The organism is Pseudomonas sp. 8Z (assembly GCF_902506535.1).
In the GTDB taxonomy this organism is placed as follows: domain Bacteria; phylum Pseudomonadota; class Gammaproteobacteria; order Pseudomonadales; family Pseudomonadaceae; genus Aquipseudomonas.
Genome location: NZ_LR733825.1, coordinates 68,723 through 91,172, shown reverse-complemented (window position 1 = coordinate 91,172; position 22,450 = coordinate 68,723). Strand labels below are relative to the sequence as shown.

The following is a 22,450-nucleotide window of genomic DNA, read 5'->3' as shown; positions in this document are numbered from 1 at the left end:
TCGCTTGAGCTGGTTGGCTGAAAGGGCGCCTTTCGCTACGCGAATCGCCGTTCCGGCGACCGGCGCCCACATTCACGCAGCTGCGTGAATGTGTTTTATTTTTAGGTCACTTACGACCTATCCTTTTTAGGTCACACATGACTAATCGCTTTTTAGGTCACATGCGACTTTTTATTTGTCTGATCCTTGTACATCAGCGATCACTTTGCTTGAATACTCTCATCGCCTTGTACAGAGAGACTTTCAATGTCATCTTCCGGATATCAAGTTGGCCTATCTGCTGGTTACGCGCACTCTCGTGCAACCCAAGCATCATACGAAGCTGCAATTAATGAATGGCGCTCGCATTCAGAGAGCTTGAAACATCAAGTAAGCGCGCTGAATGAACGCATCGAAATTATGCAGGGCCACTTTGAAGCGAATAACTATGTTTTGCTTCTGCTGTTGGAAGAGTTGAGAAAGACTTCTCCTAACTCTCCGCTACTGGCAAAGGAAAATAGAGACTCGCTTCGCCAGAAGGCCTTTGATAGATATCTGGAAGATCGCGGATATGAGGGGGCAAGTTCCCGCCCCCAGAGGTAATTAACCTCCTGGGGGCGGGCCGCCCAGTAGTGTGCTGTTGTCTGGCATGCCTCGGCCAGGAGTCCCAGTAGTAGAGCTGTCTGGCCCTTTGCCGTGTTTCGCCCCACCACCCAGACCACCAGCGGCGCCGTGCTTGCTTTCCCTAACCCCGGCCACAAACACGTCCTGCCCACCATCACCGGTGCGCTCTGCGTCCGCGATACCTCCGGTCGCGCCCTGACCGATCCAGCGCAGAATATTGTCCGGTACCCAGTGAATCAGACTGAAGACGATGTGCACGACCGTAGTCATGATCACAACGTAGATGGCCACGTAGGCGATGAAGCTCACCATGCCGGTCATGCTGTCCGCCTGGATCCCCGAGACGACAGACATGAAGGCCGCATTGATGTAGCCGACGATAGGCTGGGTGAGCAACATCCCTCCAACCAAGCCGAATAGCATCAGGGCAGGCCGCATCACGAGCGAGAGGATCATCATGTAACCCTGGCCCGCTCGTCCGACCGTGTCATCACCGTCCGGGTGAATGTGCGCGACAGCGAACAGCGGAGCGGCAATGACGGACTCCAGCACCAGAACGAACCAGTTCACGATTGAGGTCGTCCAGGTGATAAAGGGGATCATGGGCACATAGGTGCTCAACGTCACACCGAAAAAGAACAACAACAGAACCAACGTCGTCACAAGGCCAGACGCAAACTGAATTACGGCTCCTACGTCGAAGACGCTTCCCACAGTGACCTTGGCCGCCAGCGAATTTGCAGCGCCACTCACTCCGGCCATCGCAGCGAGCATTACCTCCCCTATGGTGACGATAACGTCGCCGAAGCTTTTCATCTGGCTCATGTGGTTGAGGTTGGAACCAGCGATACTCTGCGTCATCTGGTTTATCGCGCCCATGAACGGCGCGGACATCATCTTCTTGACGTACTCCCAGGCCCCCTCTCCATCACGGGGCTCCCTGACGTTGGTTTCGGCATAGTAGGTGTTCCGTACAGAGTCTACGCGGTGCTTGGCATATTCGTCTGCGGTGAGCATGACATCGGCGTAGGTCTGGAGCGTCTCCTTGGTTTCCTTGTCGACGATGGCGATCGGATCGACCGCTGGCAAACCGTTCAGCGTAGATTGCATCACGTCGTTCATCTTGACGATGTGGTTGTACCAGGTGCCGGCGAATAGCCAACCACCATCCTTGGCTGCCTTGAGGAAATCTGCTGAAGCTCGATCACTGGTTTGCATCACTGCGGTCTTCGCTGCTGCGCGAAGTGAGTTTTCGTAGGTGTTCGCTGCGGCGTCTATCACTCCTGGGGCTGGCTTTTGCCCCGCAACGATTTGCTGTGCTGTCGGGCGGACGTCCTGGATCATCTGCAGAACGGCTTTGGCATGGGCTGCCATGATCGGCTCTTTGATCACCTTTGTGTTGCTGTTGCCTTCTGAGGCCTCCCAAGACTGTTTCCAGCTGAGAGCGCCGCAAACGTCGGGGTTCATGTATGAGTTGTCGTTGGCCTTCCATTTGTAGTCGGTGACGGTGTAGCTCGCCTTGTTGTATTTCTGGACCATGTTGATGCCACCGTAGACCGGTATTGCATCGGCTAAATCGACATCGATCTCGCCGGTGTTGACGACTTTGCGGGTGGATGCGACGGCCTGGATGCGCGTCGACCGGCCGGAGGCCTCGAACTGCTTGTTCATCGCCGCGGTGCAGACTTCGAATTTCAGGATGTTTGCCGCGAGCGGTCGGGAGTCAGGAATCAGCGGCCGCGACAGCATCCCGTCCTTGCCGATCTGGTCGACGGCTTGGCTCCAGATTGCATCCCCAACGCCGACGCCTTGAATCGCGAGCCATAGCACCATGATCTGGATAAGCGAATAGCCGTGCCCAAGCGGTAGCAGCAGAGCACCGCCAGCGGCGGTACGCAGCGGGATCCAAACGTCACTCATCTTCCGGCCGAGGACCTCACCATCCTGAGCCGAGTCGACAGTGCCTTTGATCGTGGTGTAGGCGATGAATATCATCCCCAGGAACATCACGGCACCGCCGAACACGGACATCATGCTGCCCAGCACGTCCTCGGTCTCACCACCCTCCACGTTTCCGCCGGAGTGAATGGTGCCCACGATTGAGCCGAACACTTCTTCCAGGAAGTCGACCGACGTGTCACCTGGTGGCGGGGTGAATTGGCTCAGTCCGCCAGGGGAGTCAGCATGTGCTGTTCCCCCAAGAACTGCAGTCAGGAATAGGCAGAGCAGCAGTGATTTTCTCATCTGGCTGCTCTCCGCTGTGCTGGCGGTAGAACTAAGGGAGTGCAAAGAGCGTCATGCACATACAGCAGGGCATACGGGATGCCGGCGAGGGCATAAAACTGACTCCCGCCGGACAAGTACTGCTGCACGACAAAAAGGGCCAGCACGGCAGCTGTAGGGAACACCCACCAGCCTGGTAATCCACCCCAAACACGATGCTGGCCTAGTGGAGCTCCCAAGTTAGTCAGTAGCAACAATAGATAAAAGGCGCGATGCGTAAATCGCGTAAATGCAGGTGAACCTATAATTGCGTCGAAATTTACTGTTGGCATGCGAGTAGCCCCGCAATTTCTACAGTGCGATAAAGCACTCTCCGACCAACTTTAACACGACACTCACATATACCTTTAGCCAGTTCAGTTTTGCGCCATAGAAATGTGCTCAACCCTCTAGCAGTCATTCCCAATAAATCAGCAAGCTGGCTTTGGGAAACTAACGGGCCAAATCGATTCAAAAAATCCTGTTCAAATTTTGCTTTCTGGTTTTGTTGGGTCATCGTAACCGCGTTCATTTTGAGCAACCTTTGTAATATCTCGACAGGTGCTCAAATGCTCTCGATAGCCAAGCAGTACGTCAACAAGCGCAAAATTAAGTGGCTTTTGTCCCATTCGGGGTTTCCCATGGGAAAAGACCTATTAAACCCCGAGGAAAGTTTCGTCACACCGAAATTGCTCGGGGTTTAGCCCAATGAAATGCATCAAAAACCCCGAATAGAATTTATTTTTATTAACTTCATAGAATCAATAAAAAACTACAATACCCCATAAACATTCACCTTTCACCCCATATCCTTTCACCTTTGCCCCATATCCTTTCACCATGGCCCCCATAAACTTTCACCCTCCACCCCATAAGCTTTCACCTTTCGCCCCATATCTATTCACCTTAGCCCCATAAACGTTCACCTTACACCCCATAAACCTTCACCATTAGAACAAAAAATCCTTAACTAACAATGAGTTACGAACGGCAAACTCTTCTCTTTGTATGTATGTCTGTTCTTTTTTAAAAAAGAAAAAACAAACATACAGACAGACTGGACGGAAACAAGGAGGGGAAGTAGAGTACGGAAGCGGTGCTGATCGGGGCGGCAACCCCAACCAGCACCTACCACCTGAGACCGTAGGAGGGTCCACAAATGGCTAAGAAAACTATACCCGATATCGTGCTAGATGACGCACTAGTGACCGCAAACCCTCGCTTAGAGAATCCTAAGGCCGAACTCGAGCTCGAAGCCCTGCGACAGTTACTTGGCCCTGCATGCGAGCAAGTTGTTGAAGCATATGCAGCAGTTTCTAGCCAAAAAGGTGCGAAACGTGCTTTCAGACATTTCGTTCAAAACCTAATCGCCGCAGCTTAATCTTTCTCATCACAGCCCCACCCTTCTTAAGCGATTACGTGGGGCTATGAGCCACTCAAGGCTGGCCTTTATAAATTCCGAAGTCTTTACGCTGAGCCAAGATAGCTTTGACTACGAGCAACAAGGCAATACCCGACAGCAGCAGAATAAAGACCATCTCCCTGAAAGCCGAGAAAAGGTAACTTAGATCCCCCCTAGCCTTTAAGACCCCAAGGGTCATCAAGACCGTACACAGCACAACCCCGATCAGCGAACCTGCAATGATAATTTCTCTCTGCCGCTTATCGAACGGTGTATCCTGATGAAATGCGCTTATACCATCTCTTAGAGACGCCCCAAATAAAGCAAGCCCCGCAAAAGGCCAGGCTACTAGAGACTTGATCTCCTCCTTTGTTCCTCCGACCGAAAAGATAACAACCATCCAAACAGCAACAGGCAACAATACGAAGGCAACTTCATAAAATGCCTTCACTGCAACTGAAAAGTAAATCCTAAACCAGCTCCACACTTACACTGCTCTCCAATAAATAGACAACTGTATGCTGATTGATTTGTTGTTCATAGCAACCACCAACTCAACAACTCGCCCAAAGCCCTCTCACCAAATCTGGCATACCCCCACTCGATCGCCGAGCTGTAGCCGCCCCCCACACCTGCCGATGCCACAATCCTGATGTCACTCGCCTCCAAAGTTGGCGAGTTCAGCAGTTCAGCGACCAGCAGAGCGTCATCAATCGAGGACAAAACATCCTGGTACTGCACACCTTCCATGAGAAAGCTCACGGTGCAGGCACCGACCCAGTCTGCCTCAACCCTACAATCCACGTCAGAAATCCCGCCAGCCAGGAGACGACGAAAGCGCGGTGATGGATCAATTCCCTGCGTAGCTGCAAGACGAAGTTTATGGATCATTTCCCCTCCCGTAAGCCAAGGACAGGATCGCCTCGCTACCAACCTATTACTTCCGCTCGCCAATCTTGCTATGGAGGCGCGCGGTGACTATGTCACTCATCTGTTTATAACGGACTTGCCGGTTGGGTAGTATCAGCGTTCTGCCATAACACGGACGAGAGCAATGATTCTTTACAAATACTACGGACGGGCATCGGGATTGAAGGCGATCGAGAGTCGAAAGCTTGGCTTCCGCAAGCCCGGCTACTTCAATGACCCTTTCGAACTCACCGCCTTATCCAATGCAGTCGGGCCACAAGTCAAGCAGGAGACTTTGCAGGCCCGGATCGAGGCACTGAAAGATCAGTTGGTTATCCTCTGCCTTACCCGAAGCCCCTTTAATCCACTGATGTGGGCGCATTATGGCGAGAACCATGAAGGCTTCGTGATCGGCTACGACGTTAGTGGACCCTTCTTAAATTCTCCTGAGTACAACCTCATTACGGTCGATGCCGGTGACGTTCTCTACACCAATACGAAAACTCCTTTCGCACTCAACCCAGAGAGCATGGAATCGTTTTTGGCCCTGTATCAACGTGGGTTCGGTGCAGATGACCAGGCGGTTGACCAGGCTCTCGCTAGGAAATTGTTGCTGACCAAGCACGCGTGCTGGGTCTATGAAGAAGAGGTACGCGTAGTAAAACAGCTCACCAATTTCTTCACGAGTGTCGAGGAAGAGCAGGCTGACCCACTGCGCCGCTATGGCCAAATTACACGAAACCTGAGACCTGAAGAGATGCCGGGCGCTAGCTTTGAAGAGGGCTACTACGTCACCGCCGCGAACAAGAACACGCTCGAACTTTATCTCTACGAGCATCAAGTCCCCATTCGCGAGGTCTATCTGGGTGCACGAAACCAGTATCGTGAAGAACCTGGCTTCAGCGAACTGTTCCAGGCAGGCCGTGAGGTATTCCAGATGAAGGTCAATCCGGCCTCTTGGCACCTAGAGAAAGGCTGCTTGGAAGCACCAGCGAGATGACGTCGCCCAAGCGCATACGGTGATCAGACGCGGCAAGTGCGCATCAGATCTTCGGCAGATGATTTTCGTTGATTCAGGTACACTACCGGTACAGTACGGATTTTCACGACTGTGACGCATTGTGACCTAATGCGTTGATTTTATAGTGATTTACTGTAATGTACCGTGACTCATTGGAGCCTTACTGGTACCTGGTGGAATGGCGACACTGGCGAATTGAAAATCCCCGTGTCGGCGGTTCGATTCCGTCCCTGGGCACCACTGATAAATGCCAAAAAGCCTCAGCTATGCGCTGGGGCTTTTTGCTTTCTATCGTTGGCAAATTTCCCACGCCATTATTTCGCTCGCGCGACAAGCTACAGCGAACAGGCGACACCCTGGACGCGAAGCAGGCCACAGGCCAGCAAACGGCTTGGCGGTCACGGAAACGCTATGCTAGCTTGGCCGCCTGCCAGGATGGCCTGTCTTGCGCCGGAGTGCGTTGAAAGAGAAAGAGGAATCCACCCAATGGCCGAGGCAACGCCCGCGCTGGACATTCGCAACCTGCACAAGCGCTACGGCGACCTCGAAGTGCTCAAGGGTATTTCGCTGACAGCTAAAGACGGCGACGTCATCTCCATCCTCGGGTCCTCCGGCTCCGGCAAGTCCACCTTCCTGCGCTGCATAAATCTGCTGGAAAACCCGCACGAGGGGCAGATTTTCGTCGCAGGCGAAGAGCTCAAGCTCAAGGCCGCGAAGAACGGTGATCTGGTCGCCGCCGACAATCAGCAGATCAATCGTCTGCGCAGCGAAATCGGCTTCGTCTTCCAGAATTTCAATCTCTGGCCGCACATGACGGTGCTCGACAACATCATCGAAGCGCCGCGCCGCGTGCTCGGTCAGAGCAAGGCCGAAGCCATCGAAGTGGCCGAAGCCCTGCTGGCCAAGGTCGGCATCGCCGACAAGCGTCACGTTTACCCCAACCAGCTCTCCGGCGGCCAGCAACAACGTGCGGCGATTGCTCGCACGCTGGCCATGCAGCCCAAGGTGATCCTGTTCGATGAACCCACTTCGGCGCTCGACCCGGAGATGGTACAAGAAGTGCTTAACGTGATTCGTGCACTCGCCGATGAGGGCCGTACCATGTTGCTGGTCACCCATGAAATGAGCTTCGCTCGCCAGGTTTCCAGCGAGGTGGTGTTCCTGCACCAAGGCCTGGTCGAGGAGCAAGGGCCTCCCGCTCAGGTATTTGACAACCCGCAATCGGCACGCTGTAAACAATTTATGTCCAGCAATCGATAACACGGAGCAAACATTCATGCAGAGCTATAAGAAGATCCTGCTGGCCGCGGCCACCACGCTGGCACTGAGCACCAGCGCCTTTGCCGCTGACAAACTGAAGATTGGCACCGAGGGCGCCTACCCACCCTTCAACCTGATCGACGCCAGTGGCCAGGTCACCGGCTTCGACGTGGAAATCGGTCAGGCACTGTGCGCCAAGATGAAGGCCGAGTGCGAAGTGGTCACGTCCGACTGGGACGGCATCATCCCGGCCCTGAACGCCAAGAAGTTCGACTTCCTGATCGCCTCCATGTCGATCACTGACGAGCGTAAGCAAACCGTCGATTTCACCGACCCGTACTACACCAACAAGCTGCAGTTCATCGCCCCCAAAGGCGCTGACTTCAAGACCGATAAAGACAGCCTCAAAGGCAAGGTGATCGGTGCCCAGCGCTCGACCATCGCCGGTACCTGGCTGGAAGAGAACCTCGACGGCATCGTCGATATCAAGCTCTATGACACTCAGGAAAACGCCTACCTGGATCTGGCCTCTGGCCGCGTCGATGGCGTACTGGCCGACAAGCTGGTGAACTGGGAATGGCTCAAGAGCGATTCAGGCAAAGACTTCGAGTTCAAAGGCGAGCCGGTGTTCGACAACGACAAGATCGGCATTGCCGTGCGCAAGAACGATCCGCTGCGCGAGAAACTCAACGCTGCTCTGAAGGAAATCGTCGCCGACGGCACCTACAAGCAGATCAACGACAAGTACTTCCCGTTCAGCATCTACTGATCCTGACCCAGGCGCCCACAGGGCCCCGGATAACCCGCGCAGCGCGATAGCCGCGCGGCAGGTGTAGACGACACGAATTTCCACTCATGCCGAGTGGCAATTCAGCGTTTAAACAACCCGCGCCAGCATGCCAATGTTGGCGCAGGTGTTATCAGGGACGCCCAGGAAGGGCGCCACTCTAGCGACAGACTAAAAGACCATGATTTTCGACCTGCATGGCTTCGGCAACCAGCTTGCCGAAGGCACGCTCATGACCATCAAGCTCTCGCTGGCCGCCGTGTCGGTGGGCTTGCTGCTGGGCCTGTTGGGCGCCACCGCCAAAACGTCCAAGTACCCAGCCCTGCGTGTGCTGGCCACCCTCTACACCACAATCGTCCGCGGCGTACCGGAAACGCTATGGGTGCTGCTGGTGTACTTCGGCACCGTCAGCGGCCTGAACGCGCTGGGCGAACTGTTCGGCCATCCCGACCTGGCCCTGTCCCCCTTCACGGCAGGCACTGTTGCCCTGGGCCTGTGCTTCGGCGCCTATGCCACGGAAGTGCTACGCGGCGCGCTGCTGGCTATTCCCAAAGGACACCGTGAGGCAGGCCAGACGCTCGGCCTGTCGCCCATGCGAATTTTCTGGCGCATCATCCTGCCGCAGGTCTGGCGCGTCGCCCTGCCCGGCCTGGGCAACCTGTATCTGGTGCTGCTCAAGGACACCGCCCTGGTTTCGCTGATCTCCCTCGATGAAATCATGCGCAAAGCCAGCATCGCCTCCAACGCCACCAAGGAACCCTTCACTTTCTACCTGGCCGCAGCGCTCATTTATCTGAGCCTCACCGTCGTAGCTATGACCATCATGCACCTGGCGGAGAAACGCGTGAGCCAGGGCTTTACGAGGAACGAGCTATGACCGAGTGGGAACTGCTCGAAAAATGGACGCCCAAGATGCTTGAGGGCGCCCAGCTCACCCTCGAACTGCTGGCATTGTCGGCCATCATCGGCCTGATTCTCGCCGTGCCCTTGGGGATCGCCCGCGCCTCAAAGCACTGGTACGTGCGTGCGCTGCCCTATGGCTACATTTTCTTCTTCCGCGGCACCCCGCTACTGCTGCAATTGGCCCTGGTGTACTACGGCCTGGCGCAATTCGAGGCTGTGCGCAAAAGCATGTTCTGGCATTACCTACGCGACCCGTTCTTTTGCACACTGCTGGCCATGTCGCTGCACACGGCTGCCTATATCGCCGAAATCCTGCGCGGCGCCATCCATGCGATCCCCAAGGGCGAAGTGGAAGCCGCACGCTCGCTAGGTATGTCGCGCAAGCAGGCGCTGCTATTCATCATCCTGCCGCGCGCCACGCGTATCGCCCTGCCGGCCTACAGCAACGAGGTCATCCTCATGCTCAAGGCCAGCGCCGTGGTCTACACCGTGACGCTGTACGACCTGATGGGTATGGCCAAGACCATCGCCGCGAAGAACTACCAGTACATGCTGTTCTTCTGCTACGCCGGTCTCTTCTACCTGCTCATTACCCTGGTGCTGACCCTGCTGTTCCGCGGTCTGGAACGCTGGATGCGCGTCGACGCCAGCCAAGGCCGCTGATCATCATGGGCCGTCGATGCTCGACGGCCCATGACTGCCCTCCTAAAATGCGCGACTCCCAACCTCGCCCTGTTGTGCACCATGTCCGAGCCCATTCTCCAAGGCAGCGCACTGCTTGAGCGATTTCAGGCGCTCGATGCCTTTGTCGTCGAGCATCAGGCGCTCTGGCGTCCCAGACCGTTCACCGCCCTGCAACTGCCATGGGAAGCCGACTGGCCCGAACTGGCCGCCTGGCTGCGTAGTCGCACGCTGGAGCAAGCCGAGGCCGACCATGGCCAACCCTGGACAATTCCCGCGCCAACGCCCTTCCCTGAATGGGGACAGCAAGCCCAAGCCCTGACACGCCTGGGCCAACTCCCAAGAAAGGCAACCCCGCCGCCTCGCCCAGTCAGTGCAATCGCAGCGATTCCTGGGCGCAAACTGCAGCAGATCGAAGCCTTCGCCGCCTGCCTGCAATTCAGCCGCGCCCCTAATCACTGGCTCGACTGGTGCTCGGGCAAAGGCCACCTGGGACGCTGGCTAACACAAGCCGGACAGACCCTCACCTGCCTGGAATACGACCCAATGCTGGTCGAAGCCGGCAGCGCCCTCAGCACGCGACTCGGTATCAAAGCTCAGCACCTGTGCCAGGACGTCATGGCCGAAGATGCCGCTGCAAGTCTGCAACCCGAGCACAGTCCGGTAGCCCTGCATGCCTGCGGCGACCTGCACATGCGCCTGCTGCAACTGGCCAGCGCAAAAGGCTGCGCTCACCTGGCCGTCGCGCCATGCTGCTACAACCGCATCGCCGCGTCGCACTACCAGCCACTATCCGATGCGGCGAAGGCGTCCACCCTGCAACTGTCGCGCGACGACCTCGGCCTGCCGCTGAGCGAGACCGTCACCGCCGGAGCACGAGTCAAACGCCAGCGCGATCGCTCGATGGCCTGGCGCCTGGCCTTCGACCTGCTGCAACGCCGCCTGCGCGATTGCGACCAGTACCTGCCCACACCGTCACTCAGCAGCGACTGGTTCGACAAACCCTTCGCTGCGTTCTGCCACGACCTGGCAGCCCTGCGCGGCATTCCCGCACCGGGTGAGCAAGCTTGGGATGACCTGCAAGAGCAGGGCTGGCAACGCCTGGCGCAGGTACGCAACCTGGAACTGGTGCGCAACCTGTTCCGACGCCCACTGGAACTCTGGCTATTACTCGACCGCGCGCTCTATCTGCAAGAACAGGGATATCAAGTGCGCCTGGGCAGCTTCTGTGAATATCACCTGAGCCCACGCAACCTCATGCTCCTTGCCGAACGCGCCTGAGTTGCACACAAAAGCTGTGGATAACTCTGTTGATCCTTTCTGGGCAAATGCCTGCAACGACCAGATACAGCGCCCCGCCGAACGCTGATCATTTTCTGCGCAAAAGACCCAACATCAATAAAAACAGGCACTTGCAGAAAATCGTGATAAAGCGCACAACCCTTGTGCACACACCTTCACCTTGCCTTGCAATTGTGCATAAGCATTCTCCCTCTACTCGCCAAGCCGAAAAAATCCATGTCGATCATGGCTTTACTGGAGCCTGCGAATAGATATAATGGCGCCCCACTTAGGCCGGTATAGCTCAGCTGGTAGAGCAACTGACTTGTAATCAGTAGGTCCCGGGTTCGACTCCTGGTGCCGGCACCATATAAATCAACGACTTAGGCTCACCGCAAGGTGGGCCTTTTTCGTTTATGAGCTTTTTGGTCACCGTTTTGGTCACCACTTCTACTTCGGTAACTCTCCCAGCGCTCAGACTGCGCACTGAAGGCAATCCGAGCAAGGGAGAGCAAGATCATTGCAAGCCACCGCTCCACCCTTCCCTTTCGTACTAACTGACAGACAGAATGTGCGCTGTTATCAACGTATCAGGGACGCACATGCAAACGATTGTTGTTCGCTATTTCGAAACGGTGATCGACAACACCACGGGTGCGCCTAGCCAAGTCTTGCTGGGGATAGAAACTTACGATGACATCCGCGAAGCGCTGATACCTGGTATACCGCGTCATAAGGCCGGCAAAACCCCGCATCCGGTATTTATCACCAAATGCTTCGTCAACGTCAGCAACCACCTCTGGAGATTGGAGTCTGTTACAGCCACACCAGCCACTGCCCAGGGGCCAGCCGTATTCTCAGTCCTGATTCAAAGGCATGACGTGTCAAAAGAGGTCTTCCTCAATCAGACACTGAAGAAAAACAAAACCCAAACGGCTCATAAGCTTCTAGGTCGCCAAGGAACGCTGGTCGAAGTGGACTACGGGTTTGTCCAACAAACTGGACGTACCGACGCCAGCAGCAAGACCAATAAGCGATACATGGATACGCTGCTTGAGGCCGAGATGCATAAGCGGCGACTCGCTGTCGTTGTGAAAGTGATTTCTGGCAATTTAGTCCAAGTGGCACCTGTAACGTCGTCACCGACCACCCCTGGGGACAAGTCTGCCTTCAAGATTGAGCAGACAACTTTGGACAAAATGCCTCGGTACCAAAACAGCGGAAAAGATAGCTATGTGCTCTGCAGCATGCTTGAGTGCGTCTCTGTACAGCGCATTCTCCCTCCCATCAGCTACTTTGGCGGAGGAAAAAATTCCGGCAGGAACGTCAATTACACTGTCGCACTGAGCAAATCTGAAGCAAAGCTACTGAAAGCAGCCCTGATTCATGCTGTCGGTGCCTCAGGCTACGTGCCTTACAACGACGTGCTGCAAGCAGAGATCAAGGCCAATCAGCTGCAAGAAACCATCAACCAGTTGAACGCAGATCTGGCCGCCCGCACCGCCGCGCTTGCACAACTCGCTCCAGTTGAAGCTCTGGCAAAAAACTGGGCGGCATCCATGGGGCTTGATTACGATGAAGAGCTTGAATTCTGCCGTGCTCTTGACGCAGAGAACGCTCAGTAAGCCAGGGCAGGCCTCTCCCTTGGCAAACCAAACGAGTTGACACAGGCGCCGGCTGACAATAGGATGTTTGGTACATGGTCGAGCAAAGAGAGCAGGACTCTACCTCGGCGACACGGCTAATACCGTTTCCTGTGAAAGTAAAGTGTCAAAAAAACCGCCCAAAAGGCGGTTTTTTTGTGCCTGAAATTCACGGATTTTCTGCTCCGCCCTTTCCCTAGATCGATGCAAGCCTGTCCTCATGCTCCGTGTAGGGATAATCCTGGATTTGGGAGAACTCGTACGGTACGCCGCTTCGTGGACGAGCTTGGCGCTTTTCGGCAAACAGACACGGTGTGAGCTCCAAGGCCTACACCAATAACAGGCTTGATTCCACCAATACGTCATTTGGCGCTATCATGACGTCACATGTCGCAAGGGAGGAAGCAGCTATGGTAACCACTGCGGAAAAATCGGCCGGGCCGACGACCAAGAAGGCCACCATCAAGCCTACTGAGGTGCTGTTCCGAGGCCGCAAAGGCGACTCTCGCATGTTGGTTATCCAGTACGCGAAAGAAGGCTTCACCCTGAGCGCTGTTCGAGACATGCTTTCGATCTCAGATCTATTCTTAGAATACGATGTTGTAAAGCGCATCACCGGGAAGTCTGTCCGTACGCTTCAGCGCTTGGCAAAGGAGCCCAAGCCCGTACGCCTGAACCCTCAGCAGAGTGCCATCGCATTCCAGTATGCGAGGGCCCTTGAGCACGCCACCAGCGTGTTCGGTGCACAGAAACTGGCTGAGGAATGGCTTGAAAGGCCATGCAAATATCTCGACGGCAATGTCCCACTTGAGCTGATCGACAACGCTCTTGGCTTCCAGGCCGTAGAGGACTACCTGACCCGCATCGAGCATGGGGTATACCAGTGAACCCTTTGCCCTGGGACGGGACGTGGCATGCTTGGCGCTTGGATCGCGAGATCTATAAGGCAACCTGGGATAGCGGCATCGGCGCACAAACTTCCGGTGGCCGATGGAACCCGCCCGGTCGCCGGGTTATCTATGCATCGGCCGATCCTTCAACGGCAATTCTAGAAGTTGCGGCCCATGTTGGATTCGACGCACTCGACACAGTACCGCACGTGTTGACCTGCTTTGAGGTACTCGATCCAAAGCTCATTCAGGTAGTTCAGCCAGAGAACGTGCCTAACCCAAACTGGCTTATCCCATCACAGCCATCTCCGAATCAGCAGCAGTTTGCCGACCAACTGCTGGCCGAACATCCATTCGTGCTCATCCCATCGGCAGTAACACGCCATTCGTGGAATCTGCTTGTAAGTTGCGATCTGGCAGCCGATAAATTCCGGCTCGTGTCACAGGAGCGCTTCGGCCTCGATACTCGCCTGCTCAGGGCATGACTTTACGTCTAGAGTCGCGAATGTAATGCGAATTAGCCCCCTCCGGTGGAAGGTCGGACATGATGAATAATTCCAAGCTTGTTCGGATGGTGGATCGCACGACTTTGGGGAAGCTGGCAGAGGCATATGCTCATTTCTTCGAGCATTATGGTGAGCATCGCCGGGCCATGCAGATGACTTGCAAGGCAGCCATCCAAGCAGGCTTCAAGCCAGAGGCCTGCTGGACCAATGTCGCCATGCTGGCAGCTAAGCAGCCTACCCATAGCGTCGCGTTCACTAAAGGAGCCTCCCCCTCCTACCTGATCGTCATGGTTGGCCGGGTTGGAATCGACTATGAGTTGGATCCTATGTTCAGCCCAACCATAGGAACGCCCGGCTGGAAACTGATTGAGGGGGAGGCCGCCGATCAGTATCAAGCTTGGGGCCTATTCCGCGAGGCAGACGACATCGAGTATGAGATCGCTTGTTAACAACAAACGGAGACTACGATGCTCAGCAGCTTCACCGGCTTAATCAAGAACTCCCTCGGAGCCGACCTAAACGGTGGGCTTATGACCATGTTTCTGTTTTTGCACTTCTACTACGGGTTGATTGGCCATAGCTGGGAGGAGGTTGGACGGGGAGCAGTCACCGTCATTTTCGGTTCCCTCATACTTGTCCTGCTAATCGTTGTTGGAGGCCGCGGGCAGGGCCTTAAGGCAGGGCTGGCGTTGATCATGGCCGCGCTAAGCGTCGACCACTTTTTCAGGGGACAGCTCAGCCAACCAGCTACCCTCACCTTCGAGTATCTTGGCTTCGGTGCAGCAGCCCTTAACTTCGCCTCCTTTGGATTTTCGGCTGCCTGGTTGTTTTCGGCCGATCCTATGGTCTCTTACGGTCGCGATAGCTAGAAATGGTTGGATCGCTCGACTAATTGAACCAGCTCCGGGCATCCTGCTGGGCGAGGTGGAGCCAATTGCGTAATTGCACCTGACTTAACCACGCGGTTAACTTGGTCTTGACCAGCGCCTGCGCTCGTCCAAAACATCGCCCTTCAATCGGACGGGAATTGCAATGGAATGCTTTCGAATCGATGAAAGCGGTTACACCGGCTTCGACCTGCTTAACCCTGAGCAACGGTTCCAGGGGGCGGCGGCCATCGCCATCGACGATGACCAGGCCAGGCGCTTGATCCGGGAGCACTTTCCCAAGCTGCAGGCGGACGAGCTCAAGTATCGGGCTCTGGCGCGCCGCCCAGCCAACCACCCACGCCTGTTGGCGCTACTGCGCGACCTGCTAACCCAGCACAAATGCGTGACCTACGTCTGCGACAAGCGCTTCCTTCTGCTGCTGATGTTCCTGGACTACGCGGTCGAGCCGTTCTACTACGAGCGCGGGATCGACTTCTATGAGGATGGGCAGAACTACTCGCTCGCATCGCTGCTGTACGTGACAGGGCCAATGCTCCTCGGGGAAAGCGCTCTTGACCGGTTGCTGGCTTGTTTCCAACGTGCAGTAAAGGAGAAAAGCCCGGAGGCGCTTGCCGATCTGGTCGAGGCCGCTCGCGCCTCGCGCTGGAGGGAACTGCCAGAAGCACTGGGCCCCTTGGCGCAGTTTGCGGCGCCGGAATGCCTGCAAGCGATCGCCACCCCAGGTGTCACCACAGACGCCGCCCTCGTGGTACTGCAGTCGCTGATCAGCCGGATGGAAGCCATGGCCGACGGTCCCTATTGGGTCGAGCACGATCAGTCCAAGAACCTGCTCACCTACCACGACTTACTGCAGCGCTTTATTCACCACGAGGATGCGATCACGTTGCGCCAGTCGGAGATCGCAAGTATTACCTTTCCACTCAAGCTCCAGTCGGTGACACAAGTCGACTCCAAGACAAGTCCCGCGGTGCAACTGGCGGACGTAATGATAGGGGCGACCATAGAGGCAGCGAACACGCTCACGGGACAACGCAGCGGGACGCTGGATGCTCGGAGAGTCTTGGCCCTCTATGCAGATCATCAGTTGATCCACATGCTGCCTTCGATCGATTTTGAGGAACAGAAACGATTCCGCCAGGGGAGCCAGGCGGCGCAGACAATCGACTATTTTGCTCAGAACTTCCATAAGCCATAACGGCGGATGGAAATATTGCCCGACCACACGCCAAGGAGCGAGAGGCCGATCAACACCGCCACGGACGCAGCCAAAAGCGTCTTTCTGTCTAGAGGGTTGCATGGCAAGCATTCATTCGGAGTACCACCGCTTCCTTTCACACCTCGCGCAGCAAGAGGTGTATGACGACGTTCGCCGGCTCGCGCACTTGATACTCAACCATTTGCAGCCACTTTCGGAGGTCGGTGCCGCGCGCCGCGGACGGTCAACGCGCCTCGCGCCCCTGGCCGTGGCGCATTTAGCGCAGATGCCTGTAGCGTACGACGGGGATGCTCGCGGGCCTGAAACCGGGCCAGCGCTCGGGCGTCTGCACCAGCTTGAAGTGGGGCCATTTCGCGGGTTCATGCGGCAGGAAACATTCGACCTCAGCCATGACATTACCCTGGTCTACGGCGCCAACGGTACCGGCAAGAGTAGTTTCTGCGAGGCTCTGGAAGTGGCGATGCTCGGCTCCATCAGCGAAGCGCAGGTCAAGAGAGTGGACCAGCGCACCTACTGCAACAACGCCCGCCTACGTCGCCATATCGCTCCGGTGCTGTCGACTAGAGGGGCAAACGACATCGAAGTCGTGCAACCGGACGAATCCGAGTACCGCTTTTGCTTCATCGAAAAGAACCGCCTCGACGACTTCGCTCGCATCGCAGCACGGACACCGGGCGATCAGCGACAGCTCATCGCCACCTTGTTCGGCGTGGATCAGTTCAGCGAATTCGTACGTGGTTTCAATCCGTCGCTCGATCAGGATCTTATGCTTGTCGGGGCCCAGGCGTCTCAACTGGCACAGCGTCGCCTGCAACTGGCGAACTCCGAACAGACGATCGCTGCCTACCCGCAAAAGATCGCAGGGGTAGAGACTCTAGAACGCGATCTAGCGCAGCGCATGTCGCCTGGTGCGACGTACCAGGTTTGTGTCGACTGGCTGCTCGGCACATCGCAACAACAAGGACGGCTTCCGTATGTGCAAGCCCAGCTTGATGCGGTTCCGCCTACCATCCACGAGGTGACCCAGGCCCGGCTGCAAGCACCTCTGGCAGAGGCCTACCGCCTTCAGGGCCTGTGGCAGGAATCGTCCAGGCAGCTCGCGGCGCGAGCCGGCGAAGTATCGTACGCCAAGCTCTACGAGGCGGTGTTAGCCCTAGCCGACGGAGCTACAGCGTGCCCTGCCTGTGGGACAGGGCTGAGCACTGTGGCGCAAGACCCTTTTGCCAAAGCACGCTCAGGTCTGGAGCAGCTTGCACAACTGGCCGCCCTTCAGCAGCACGAAGCCAACCTTCGAACACAGTTGAACGAGGCAGTGCGAGCGCTTTGGGACGAGATTCGTCGCGTGGTCACGATTGCTGCGATCGTATGTCCTACAGAACTACACGCGGCGGGCCTGCCTGCGCTGCCACCCACTGCTGAGGGCAACTGGCTGGCCGGCTGGCTCGATGGTGAGAGGCGCGCCTGGAACGCTCTGCTGCAAATCGCCGAGATAATCGAACGCGTCGACGCACAGGCTCGCGAAGTGCATGACCAGCGCGGCGCGCTGACCCAGGAGCGGGGCAGGTTGGATCAGCATAGGCTGGAGATCGAACGACTGCGAACGATGCGCACGACAGCGGACCAGGAGCTCGCCGCAGCCCGCCAGACAGTGATCCAGTTCGACGAGGTGAATCGCGAACTGATTCAGGCCGTCGCGGCAGAAGTGCCGGTGGTGGCGCACCATCAGCGGATCAAGGCAGCCTACGACAGTTTTCTGCCAGAGATCCAGGCCTACTTGGCCGCGCTGCCGGGCGCGCTGCTCCAGGGCTTGGGAGAACAGGCCCGCAATCTGTACAACGCATTCAATCGTGGTGACCCACCCGGCGACCTGTTGCATGCGCTATGGCTTCCAGTGGCAGAGAACGGCAAGATCGAAGTGGAGTTCGCCGGGGAACCTGGCGTGCGCTATGACGCCCTGATCGTCTTCAGCGAAGGACATATCAAGTGCCTAGGCCTTGCGATTCTGCTGGCTAAGAATATTGCCCAGGGCTGCCCCGTGGTCATCTTCGATGACGTCGTTAACGCGATCGACGATGACCATCGCGATGGCATCTGGCGCACCTTCTTCGAGGATGGTCTGCTGGACGGCAAGCAAGTCATCCTGACCTCGCACGCCGAGGAGTTTCTGCATCGGATCCAGCAGGAGTTGGGTGCGCGGCGCTCCGCGGCCATTAAGCGCTACAAGTTCTTGCCGCATAACGGCGAGCACGAGCTGCGCGTCGATAGCACCCCGCCGACAAAAAATTACGTGTTGCTGGCCCAGCAGGCATTGGCGGGCGAAGAGAAGCGCGAAGCGCTACGTCAAGCGCGCCCCGCGCTGGAGAGCTTGACAGATCGCATCTGGACTTGGTTGGGTCGGCGCACCGACGGTCGCATCGAGCTCAAGCTCGGAGGACCGCGCTCGCCGTGGGAACTGAACAACAAATGCGGCAAGCTGCGGTCGGCTGTTGGCCGCATCGCAGATCACTATGCTGGTGCCACGGATGTCGTTTCCGCACTGGATAGTTTACTAGGCATCGGCGCAGGAAGTATCGAGTGGGGATATCTCAACAGCGGTGTACACGACTCGCAGCGCGACCACGAATTCGATCGTGCCACCGTACGGACAATTGTCGAATCTGTCACGGCATTGGACGCAGCATTGGAGACACTAATCAACCACTGATTGGATTACGCCGACCTTCCTCGTTACTACTGTTTCGCTCAACCCCAGGGAGTGCCGGCGTTGATTTTCATCGTGCTCCTTCCTTGTACGCAAAATCACAGATATGTGATTAACCGTACACGAAGCATCGTCATGCGGGGTTGGTTTTCTCGGCGAGAGCAGCGAGTAGGCGGGCATCCTGGAGGGCGTGGTGGGGCGGCTCGTTGCCGCTGTAGGCGGCGTTCAGGTCGATAGGCAAATGCCCAGGTTCCGGCTGTACATTTACCGGTAGGCCTGCAAGACCTGCAAGCCACAACAGCAGGGGCCAGTCATGATTGGGGGCGTCGGTGATGACCTCAACTGGCCCAAGGGCCTGCAGGAACGCCAGCAGCTCGGCCCTGGCCTGGCTGGTAGTGCGACCATATCGAGCGCGATCGAGGAGGGGGAGAACAGTATCTATCACAAACGGCGAGCAGTCTTCCGCTGACCAGGTATCGGTCAACTCGATGTAGAGCTCTGGGCCTCCAGGAACTACCAGGGCGAGGCTGATTAGCTGTGCGCGGTAGCGGTTGAGGGTGGTGAACTCAGTGTCCAAATAGACCCGATGTTTCGTCATCCGAGGTTGCTCCGTTGAGCTATGCACCGTGAGCACGCGAGCCAGTGCAGAGCCCACTGATGGCACCACGACAGGGAGAGGGCATCCAAATGAATTAGGATGCTTATCTATACATCAGCGTCGATGGAAAGGCAGAACGGTAGCGTTTCCGTCAGTCGCAATAGGGGATTTATCACGGGCAATGCTGGACTTCAGCTTTGTCAGCGACAACACAACACCATTTTGTGACAGGTACCCCTCAGAGAGCCCAGTCAGACGCTCGATATCAAATGCAGCCAAGCCGATGTAACTCGGGACTGACTCGATAGGCATAACACCAGATGAAGCTAGAAGTTCGATGGTTCTCTTGAGAAGCCGAGGTTGCTCAGGAACGCGAGCCTCGTCACCTGGTTCAGACTTCACTCCCCAGCGAGCAGAGCGTCGTTTAAAGAGAAGCGACTTCTCTTCCTGATCGATAATTCCCAAAGCATGAAGACGCATCACGATAGCAGCGACCGAGACGCCCCAGCGCTGTTTGAGTAGCAGCAAGCTATCCAAAGTGACCGGCGTCTTCACCTCAGCCGCAAAGGTCTCTGCAGGCAGCAGGAAAGCCCCAGCGAAACGATGTGCCTGATCTTCCATCTGCTTGTACCGAACTGGATCAGTGGAGCGTTCTATGCCTTTGTGGAGTACCAGGTGACCGAGCTCATGAGCCAGATCGAACCGACTGCGGAACCCGTTTGCCTTGTCTGCAGATAGCAGAATCATCGGCCTCTGCAGCGCTTCACTCCACGCTGATAACCCTTCGATAGGTGCGATGCCGGTCTCTTCGCGAACGAGGATTACCCCGGCGCCCTCAACAGCCAGCGCAAGGTCAGGAATAGCTCGCCGGCCTAGTCCCCAAAGATCTCGACACTCACAAGCAGCCTCTTCGATATCCGAAGCACTGATCTGCTCGGGCGACGCGTACCGTCGCACTGGGAGCTTGACCTCAGGGAAGTCTACGAACTCTTCCAGGGCGATGGAGATGTCTTGGGCCCACTCCAACCGCGCCTCCAACATTTGCCGGGCAGCAACATGTGCCGAAGCGTTGCTTCGGAACAGAGGCAGAGACACCTTGGCCGGTAGCGGTCGGGTAAACCACTCAGGGCTTACGTTGATAACGGAGGCGAGACGCTCTAGCGCATCAGCTTCCGGATCCTGATGCCCCGCGCGCCACTTGCTAACAGTCGCTGGCGACACGCCGATCATGGCAGCGAGCTGAACTTGAGGAAGACGACGGGCCGCGAGAGCTTGACTCAGGCGGCCCGACTGGAACCCATTAACTCCGCGACTCATGACTGATTTTTCCGCGTTTCCGCTGCCACGCCCGGCTTGAGCTTGGGTTGAGCCATGTCCGGCTGAACAGGGTTTTCGACTTCGAAGTAACGCGAGCAGAAGCGCTCAAGAGGCTCTTGGAAAATCCAGGACTTCATGTCCTTGTCGGGCACAGCGATGTAGATCGTTTGCGGAGCCTCAGGCTCGTACGACATAGAGCCACTGAACGATGCTACGAAGAAAACGGTCGCCTGGGTGATTGGCGTCGGAGCGAAGAGTCCGGGCTGAACCAGCTGCTCAATTGCTTGGTTTGCCTGGGCAAGTTGGCGGCGCATAGCGCTACGACGACCGTTGTTCCAAGAGCGGGCGGATACGTTGAAACGGCTCAACGTCAGCATGCCTGCGCGCCCAACAACTAGGCTGTTGCCCTTGATAGGAGTGGGGTTCGCTCCGCCAGCGACCAGAGCGTCGTTAAACGTCTCGTTCATGTGAAAAGCGCGCATTTGGCCGACCGCGTGTTTGACATGGCCAGTGTGCATACTTCTGGCTGCCGAGAATGCACGTGCAGCCCCCACATTCAGGCCTTCCTCGATACCCAGCAGGAGGTCACGAGGGATGTTCTGCATGATCAGTTCAGCAATGGCCTTACGACTAGGCTGCGACATAGTACGCACTCAAGCGGATTTCGTTAAACGCGATTCTACACCCTAAAAGTTTCGTGTAAAGGGTCTTAGGCTATAGTTGGAGATGCTACTTCCTTCGCTCACAAGTCAGGGAGTCAAGCGATTTCGCCTGGGCGCTCGTCCATTCAATCGACTTTTCGCTCGTGGGCACCCAAGCTCCAAAGCGCTTTTCGGCGAGCTTCTTCTCGGGCTTTGAGGTCATCGCGCCATAAATCACTTGGCTGGCTCATTCGCGCACCTCGTAATTTGTAACTGTGATTTGAGATTTAATCTCAGCCAAAACATCGATAATCCGAGCCTGCTCACGAGGATCGTGGGGCGCTGAGGCAGCTGCTACGGCTTTAGGGTGATCAACGAGACTACACAGCGCTTCCAGATCGTTGGCGTTCAAATCGAGATTCAACGTGAGACGCATGGTCATTTTGTGGCTCCGTGCAGATAGAGTTGAATTCCGGCCGACTTGCACTTCGCTAGCTTCGCGGAATTGTCGTGTGAAAACAGCTCAACTCGATCCCGGACGTTGCTGGGGGCGTCGTCGAACAGGGCGTTGCGCAGATCCAGGAGAACGGCCTCGGTCGGTGGCCACGGACTGAATAGCGCCAGGTGCCAGCTGGTGTTGGCATCAACAGGTAGATCGAGGATTTGACTCGGTACGACAAAGGCGGCGCTGACAGGCACTACCAGGTTGCAGATCGTCATCGTCAGGATGAACGGGCCAGCCAGGCCGTTGCCTGGTGAAGCGCGCAGCTCCACGAGTTGCGCCTCCAGGTTCGCGATTTGGTGATCGCGCATGCGCTCGGCCAGGCGCTGGATTTCGCTGAGCGTGTCAGACACCGGCCACCTCCAGGATTCGCGCGTAGGCGTGATCCTGGCAGCGAGTACGCAGCCAGCCGCGGCCGGCAGAGATTGGCGTTATCA

General features: G+C 56.5%; 23 protein-coding genes and 2 tRNA genes. 17 read left to right on the top strand and 8 right to left on the bottom strand.

Annotation, left to right across the window (positions count from 1 at the left end; translation table 11 throughout):
* Positions 1-246: 246 nt before the first annotated feature.
* Positions 247-582 carry a hypothetical protein gene (locus AERO9A_RS04665; protein WP_159970765.1) on the top strand — a complete coding sequence of 112 codons (336 nt, stop codon included), beginning with the start codon at positions 247-249 and terminating at the stop codon, positions 580-582.
* Here AERO9A_RS04665 and AERO9A_RS04660 read toward each other — a convergent pair whose 3' ends face one another.
* A complete protein-coding gene (locus AERO9A_RS04660) occupies positions 583-2,847 on the bottom strand; it encodes a DotA/TraY family protein (RefSeq protein ID WP_159970764.1) in 2,265 nt (754 codons plus the stop codon).
* A gap of 1,177 nt (positions 2,848-4,024) precedes the next feature.
* Between AERO9A_RS04660 and AERO9A_RS04655 the strand changes: the two genes are divergently transcribed.
* Positions 4,025-4,246 carry a hypothetical protein gene (locus AERO9A_RS04655; protein WP_159970763.1) on the top strand — a complete coding sequence of 74 codons (222 nt, stop codon included), beginning with the start codon at positions 4,025-4,027 and terminating at the stop codon, positions 4,244-4,246.
* Between the two features lie 55 nt (positions 4,247-4,301).
* Here the strand turns inward: AERO9A_RS04655 and AERO9A_RS04650 are convergent, their stop codons facing one another.
* A complete protein-coding gene (locus AERO9A_RS04650; protein ID WP_159970762.1) occupies positions 4,302-4,754 on the bottom strand; it encodes a hypothetical protein in 453 nt (150 codons plus the stop codon).
* A gap of 50 nt (positions 4,755-4,804) precedes the next feature.
* Entirely contained in the window at positions 4,805-5,158 is a 354-nt protein-coding gene (locus AERO9A_RS04645) for a hypothetical protein (protein WP_159970761.1), read from the bottom strand.
* A gap of 163 nt (positions 5,159-5,321) precedes the next feature.
* On the opposite strand from AERO9A_RS04645, the gene AERO9A_RS04640 reads away from it, so the two are divergent.
* From AERO9A_RS04640 to AERO9A_RS04570, 15 genes are all read left to right on the top strand, one after another.
* Positions 5,322-6,176, top strand: a complete 855-nt coding sequence (locus AERO9A_RS04640) for a DUF2971 domain-containing protein (RefSeq protein ID WP_159970760.1) — start codon at positions 5,322-5,324, stop codon at positions 6,174-6,176.
* A gap of 193 nt (positions 6,177-6,369) precedes the next feature.
* A tRNA-Phe gene (locus AERO9A_RS04635) sits at positions 6,370-6,437 on the top strand.
* Positions 6,438-6,683: 246 nt separating this feature from the next.
* Complete coding sequence (locus tag AERO9A_RS04630; protein WP_159970759.1) at positions 6,684-7,457, top strand: ABC transporter ATP-binding protein; 774 nt, start codon at positions 6,684-6,686, stop codon at positions 7,455-7,457.
* A gap of 16 nt (positions 7,458-7,473) precedes the next feature.
* Positions 7,474-8,226, top strand: a complete 753-nt coding sequence (locus tag AERO9A_RS04625) for an ABC transporter substrate-binding protein (RefSeq protein WP_159970758.1) — start codon at positions 7,474-7,476, stop codon at positions 8,224-8,226.
* Between the two features lie 199 nt (positions 8,227-8,425).
* A complete protein-coding gene (locus AERO9A_RS04620) occupies positions 8,426-9,121 on the top strand; it encodes an ABC transporter permease (RefSeq protein ID WP_159970757.1) in 696 nt (231 codons plus the stop codon).
* Positions 9,118-9,810, top strand: a complete 693-nt coding sequence (locus tag AERO9A_RS04615) for an ABC transporter permease (RefSeq protein WP_159970756.1) — start codon at positions 9,118-9,120, stop codon at positions 9,808-9,810. The genes AERO9A_RS04620 and AERO9A_RS04615 overlap by 4 nt, the downstream gene beginning before the upstream one ends.
* Positions 9,811-9,891: 81 nt before the next feature.
* A complete protein-coding gene (locus AERO9A_RS04610) occupies positions 9,892-11,109 on the top strand; it encodes a methyltransferase (protein WP_159971628.1) in 1,218 nt (405 codons plus the stop codon).
* A 293-nt stretch (positions 11,110-11,402) separates the two neighbouring features.
* Positions 11,403-11,478, top strand: a tRNA-Thr gene (locus AERO9A_RS04605).
* Positions 11,479-11,711: 233 nt separating this feature from the next.
* Positions 11,712-12,734, top strand: a complete 1,023-nt coding sequence (locus AERO9A_RS04600; protein WP_159970755.1) for a type II toxin-antitoxin system PemK/MazF family toxin — start codon at positions 11,712-11,714, stop codon at positions 12,732-12,734.
* Between the two features lie 428 nt (positions 12,735-13,162).
* Entirely contained in the window at positions 13,163-13,639 is a 477-nt protein-coding gene (locus AERO9A_RS04595) for an antitoxin Xre/MbcA/ParS toxin-binding domain-containing protein (RefSeq protein WP_159970754.1), read from the top strand.
* Complete coding sequence (locus tag AERO9A_RS04590; protein WP_159970753.1) at positions 13,636-14,127, top strand: RES family NAD+ phosphorylase; 492 nt, start codon at positions 13,636-13,638, stop codon at positions 14,125-14,127. The genes AERO9A_RS04595 and AERO9A_RS04590 overlap by 4 nt, the downstream gene beginning before the upstream one ends.
* 59 nt (positions 14,128-14,186) lie before the next feature.
* A complete protein-coding gene (locus AERO9A_RS04585; protein ID WP_256665861.1) occupies positions 14,187-14,597 on the top strand; it encodes a hypothetical protein in 411 nt (136 codons plus the stop codon).
* An 18-nt stretch (positions 14,598-14,615) separates the two neighbouring features.
* Positions 14,616-15,017 (top strand): hypothetical protein, encoded by a 402-nt coding sequence (locus tag AERO9A_RS04580; protein ID WP_159970752.1) that lies wholly within the window; start codon positions 14,616-14,618, stop codon positions 15,015-15,017.
* 163 nt (positions 15,018-15,180) lie between these two features.
* Entirely contained in the window at positions 15,181-16,233 is a 1,053-nt protein-coding gene (locus tag AERO9A_RS04575) for a DUF3800 domain-containing protein (protein WP_159970751.1), read from the top strand.
* 100 nt (positions 16,234-16,333) lie between these two features.
* Entirely contained in the window at positions 16,334-18,958 is a 2,625-nt protein-coding gene (locus tag AERO9A_RS04570) for an AAA family ATPase (protein ID WP_159970750.1), read from the top strand.
* A gap of 130 nt (positions 18,959-19,088) precedes the next feature.
* Here the strand turns inward: AERO9A_RS04570 and AERO9A_RS04565 are convergent, their stop codons facing one another.
* From AERO9A_RS04565 to AERO9A_RS04545, 5 genes are all read right to left on the bottom strand, one after another.
* A complete protein-coding gene (locus AERO9A_RS04565; RefSeq protein WP_159970749.1) occupies positions 19,089-19,553 on the bottom strand; it encodes a hypothetical protein in 465 nt (154 codons plus the stop codon).
* Between the two features lie 114 nt (positions 19,554-19,667).
* Positions 19,668-20,870 (bottom strand): XRE family transcriptional regulator, encoded by a 1,203-nt coding sequence (locus AERO9A_RS04560; protein WP_124180462.1) that lies wholly within the window; start codon positions 20,868-20,870, stop codon positions 19,668-19,670.
* Positions 20,867-21,514 carry a hypothetical protein gene (locus AERO9A_RS04555; RefSeq protein ID WP_159970748.1) on the bottom strand — a complete coding sequence of 216 codons (648 nt, stop codon included), beginning with the start codon at positions 21,512-21,514 and terminating at the stop codon, positions 20,867-20,869. Before AERO9A_RS04555 ends, AERO9A_RS04560 begins: the two co-directional genes overlap by 4 nt.
* 244 nt (positions 21,515-21,758) lie before the next feature.
* Complete coding sequence (locus AERO9A_RS04550) at positions 21,759-21,953, bottom strand: hypothetical protein (protein ID WP_159970747.1); 195 nt, start codon at positions 21,951-21,953, stop codon at positions 21,759-21,761.
* Positions 21,950-22,366, bottom strand: a complete 417-nt coding sequence (locus tag AERO9A_RS04545; RefSeq protein ID WP_159970746.1) for a hypothetical protein — start codon at positions 22,364-22,366, stop codon at positions 21,950-21,952. The genes AERO9A_RS04550 and AERO9A_RS04545 overlap by 4 nt, the downstream gene beginning before the upstream one ends.
* Between the last annotated feature and the right edge of the window lie 84 nt (positions 22,367-22,450).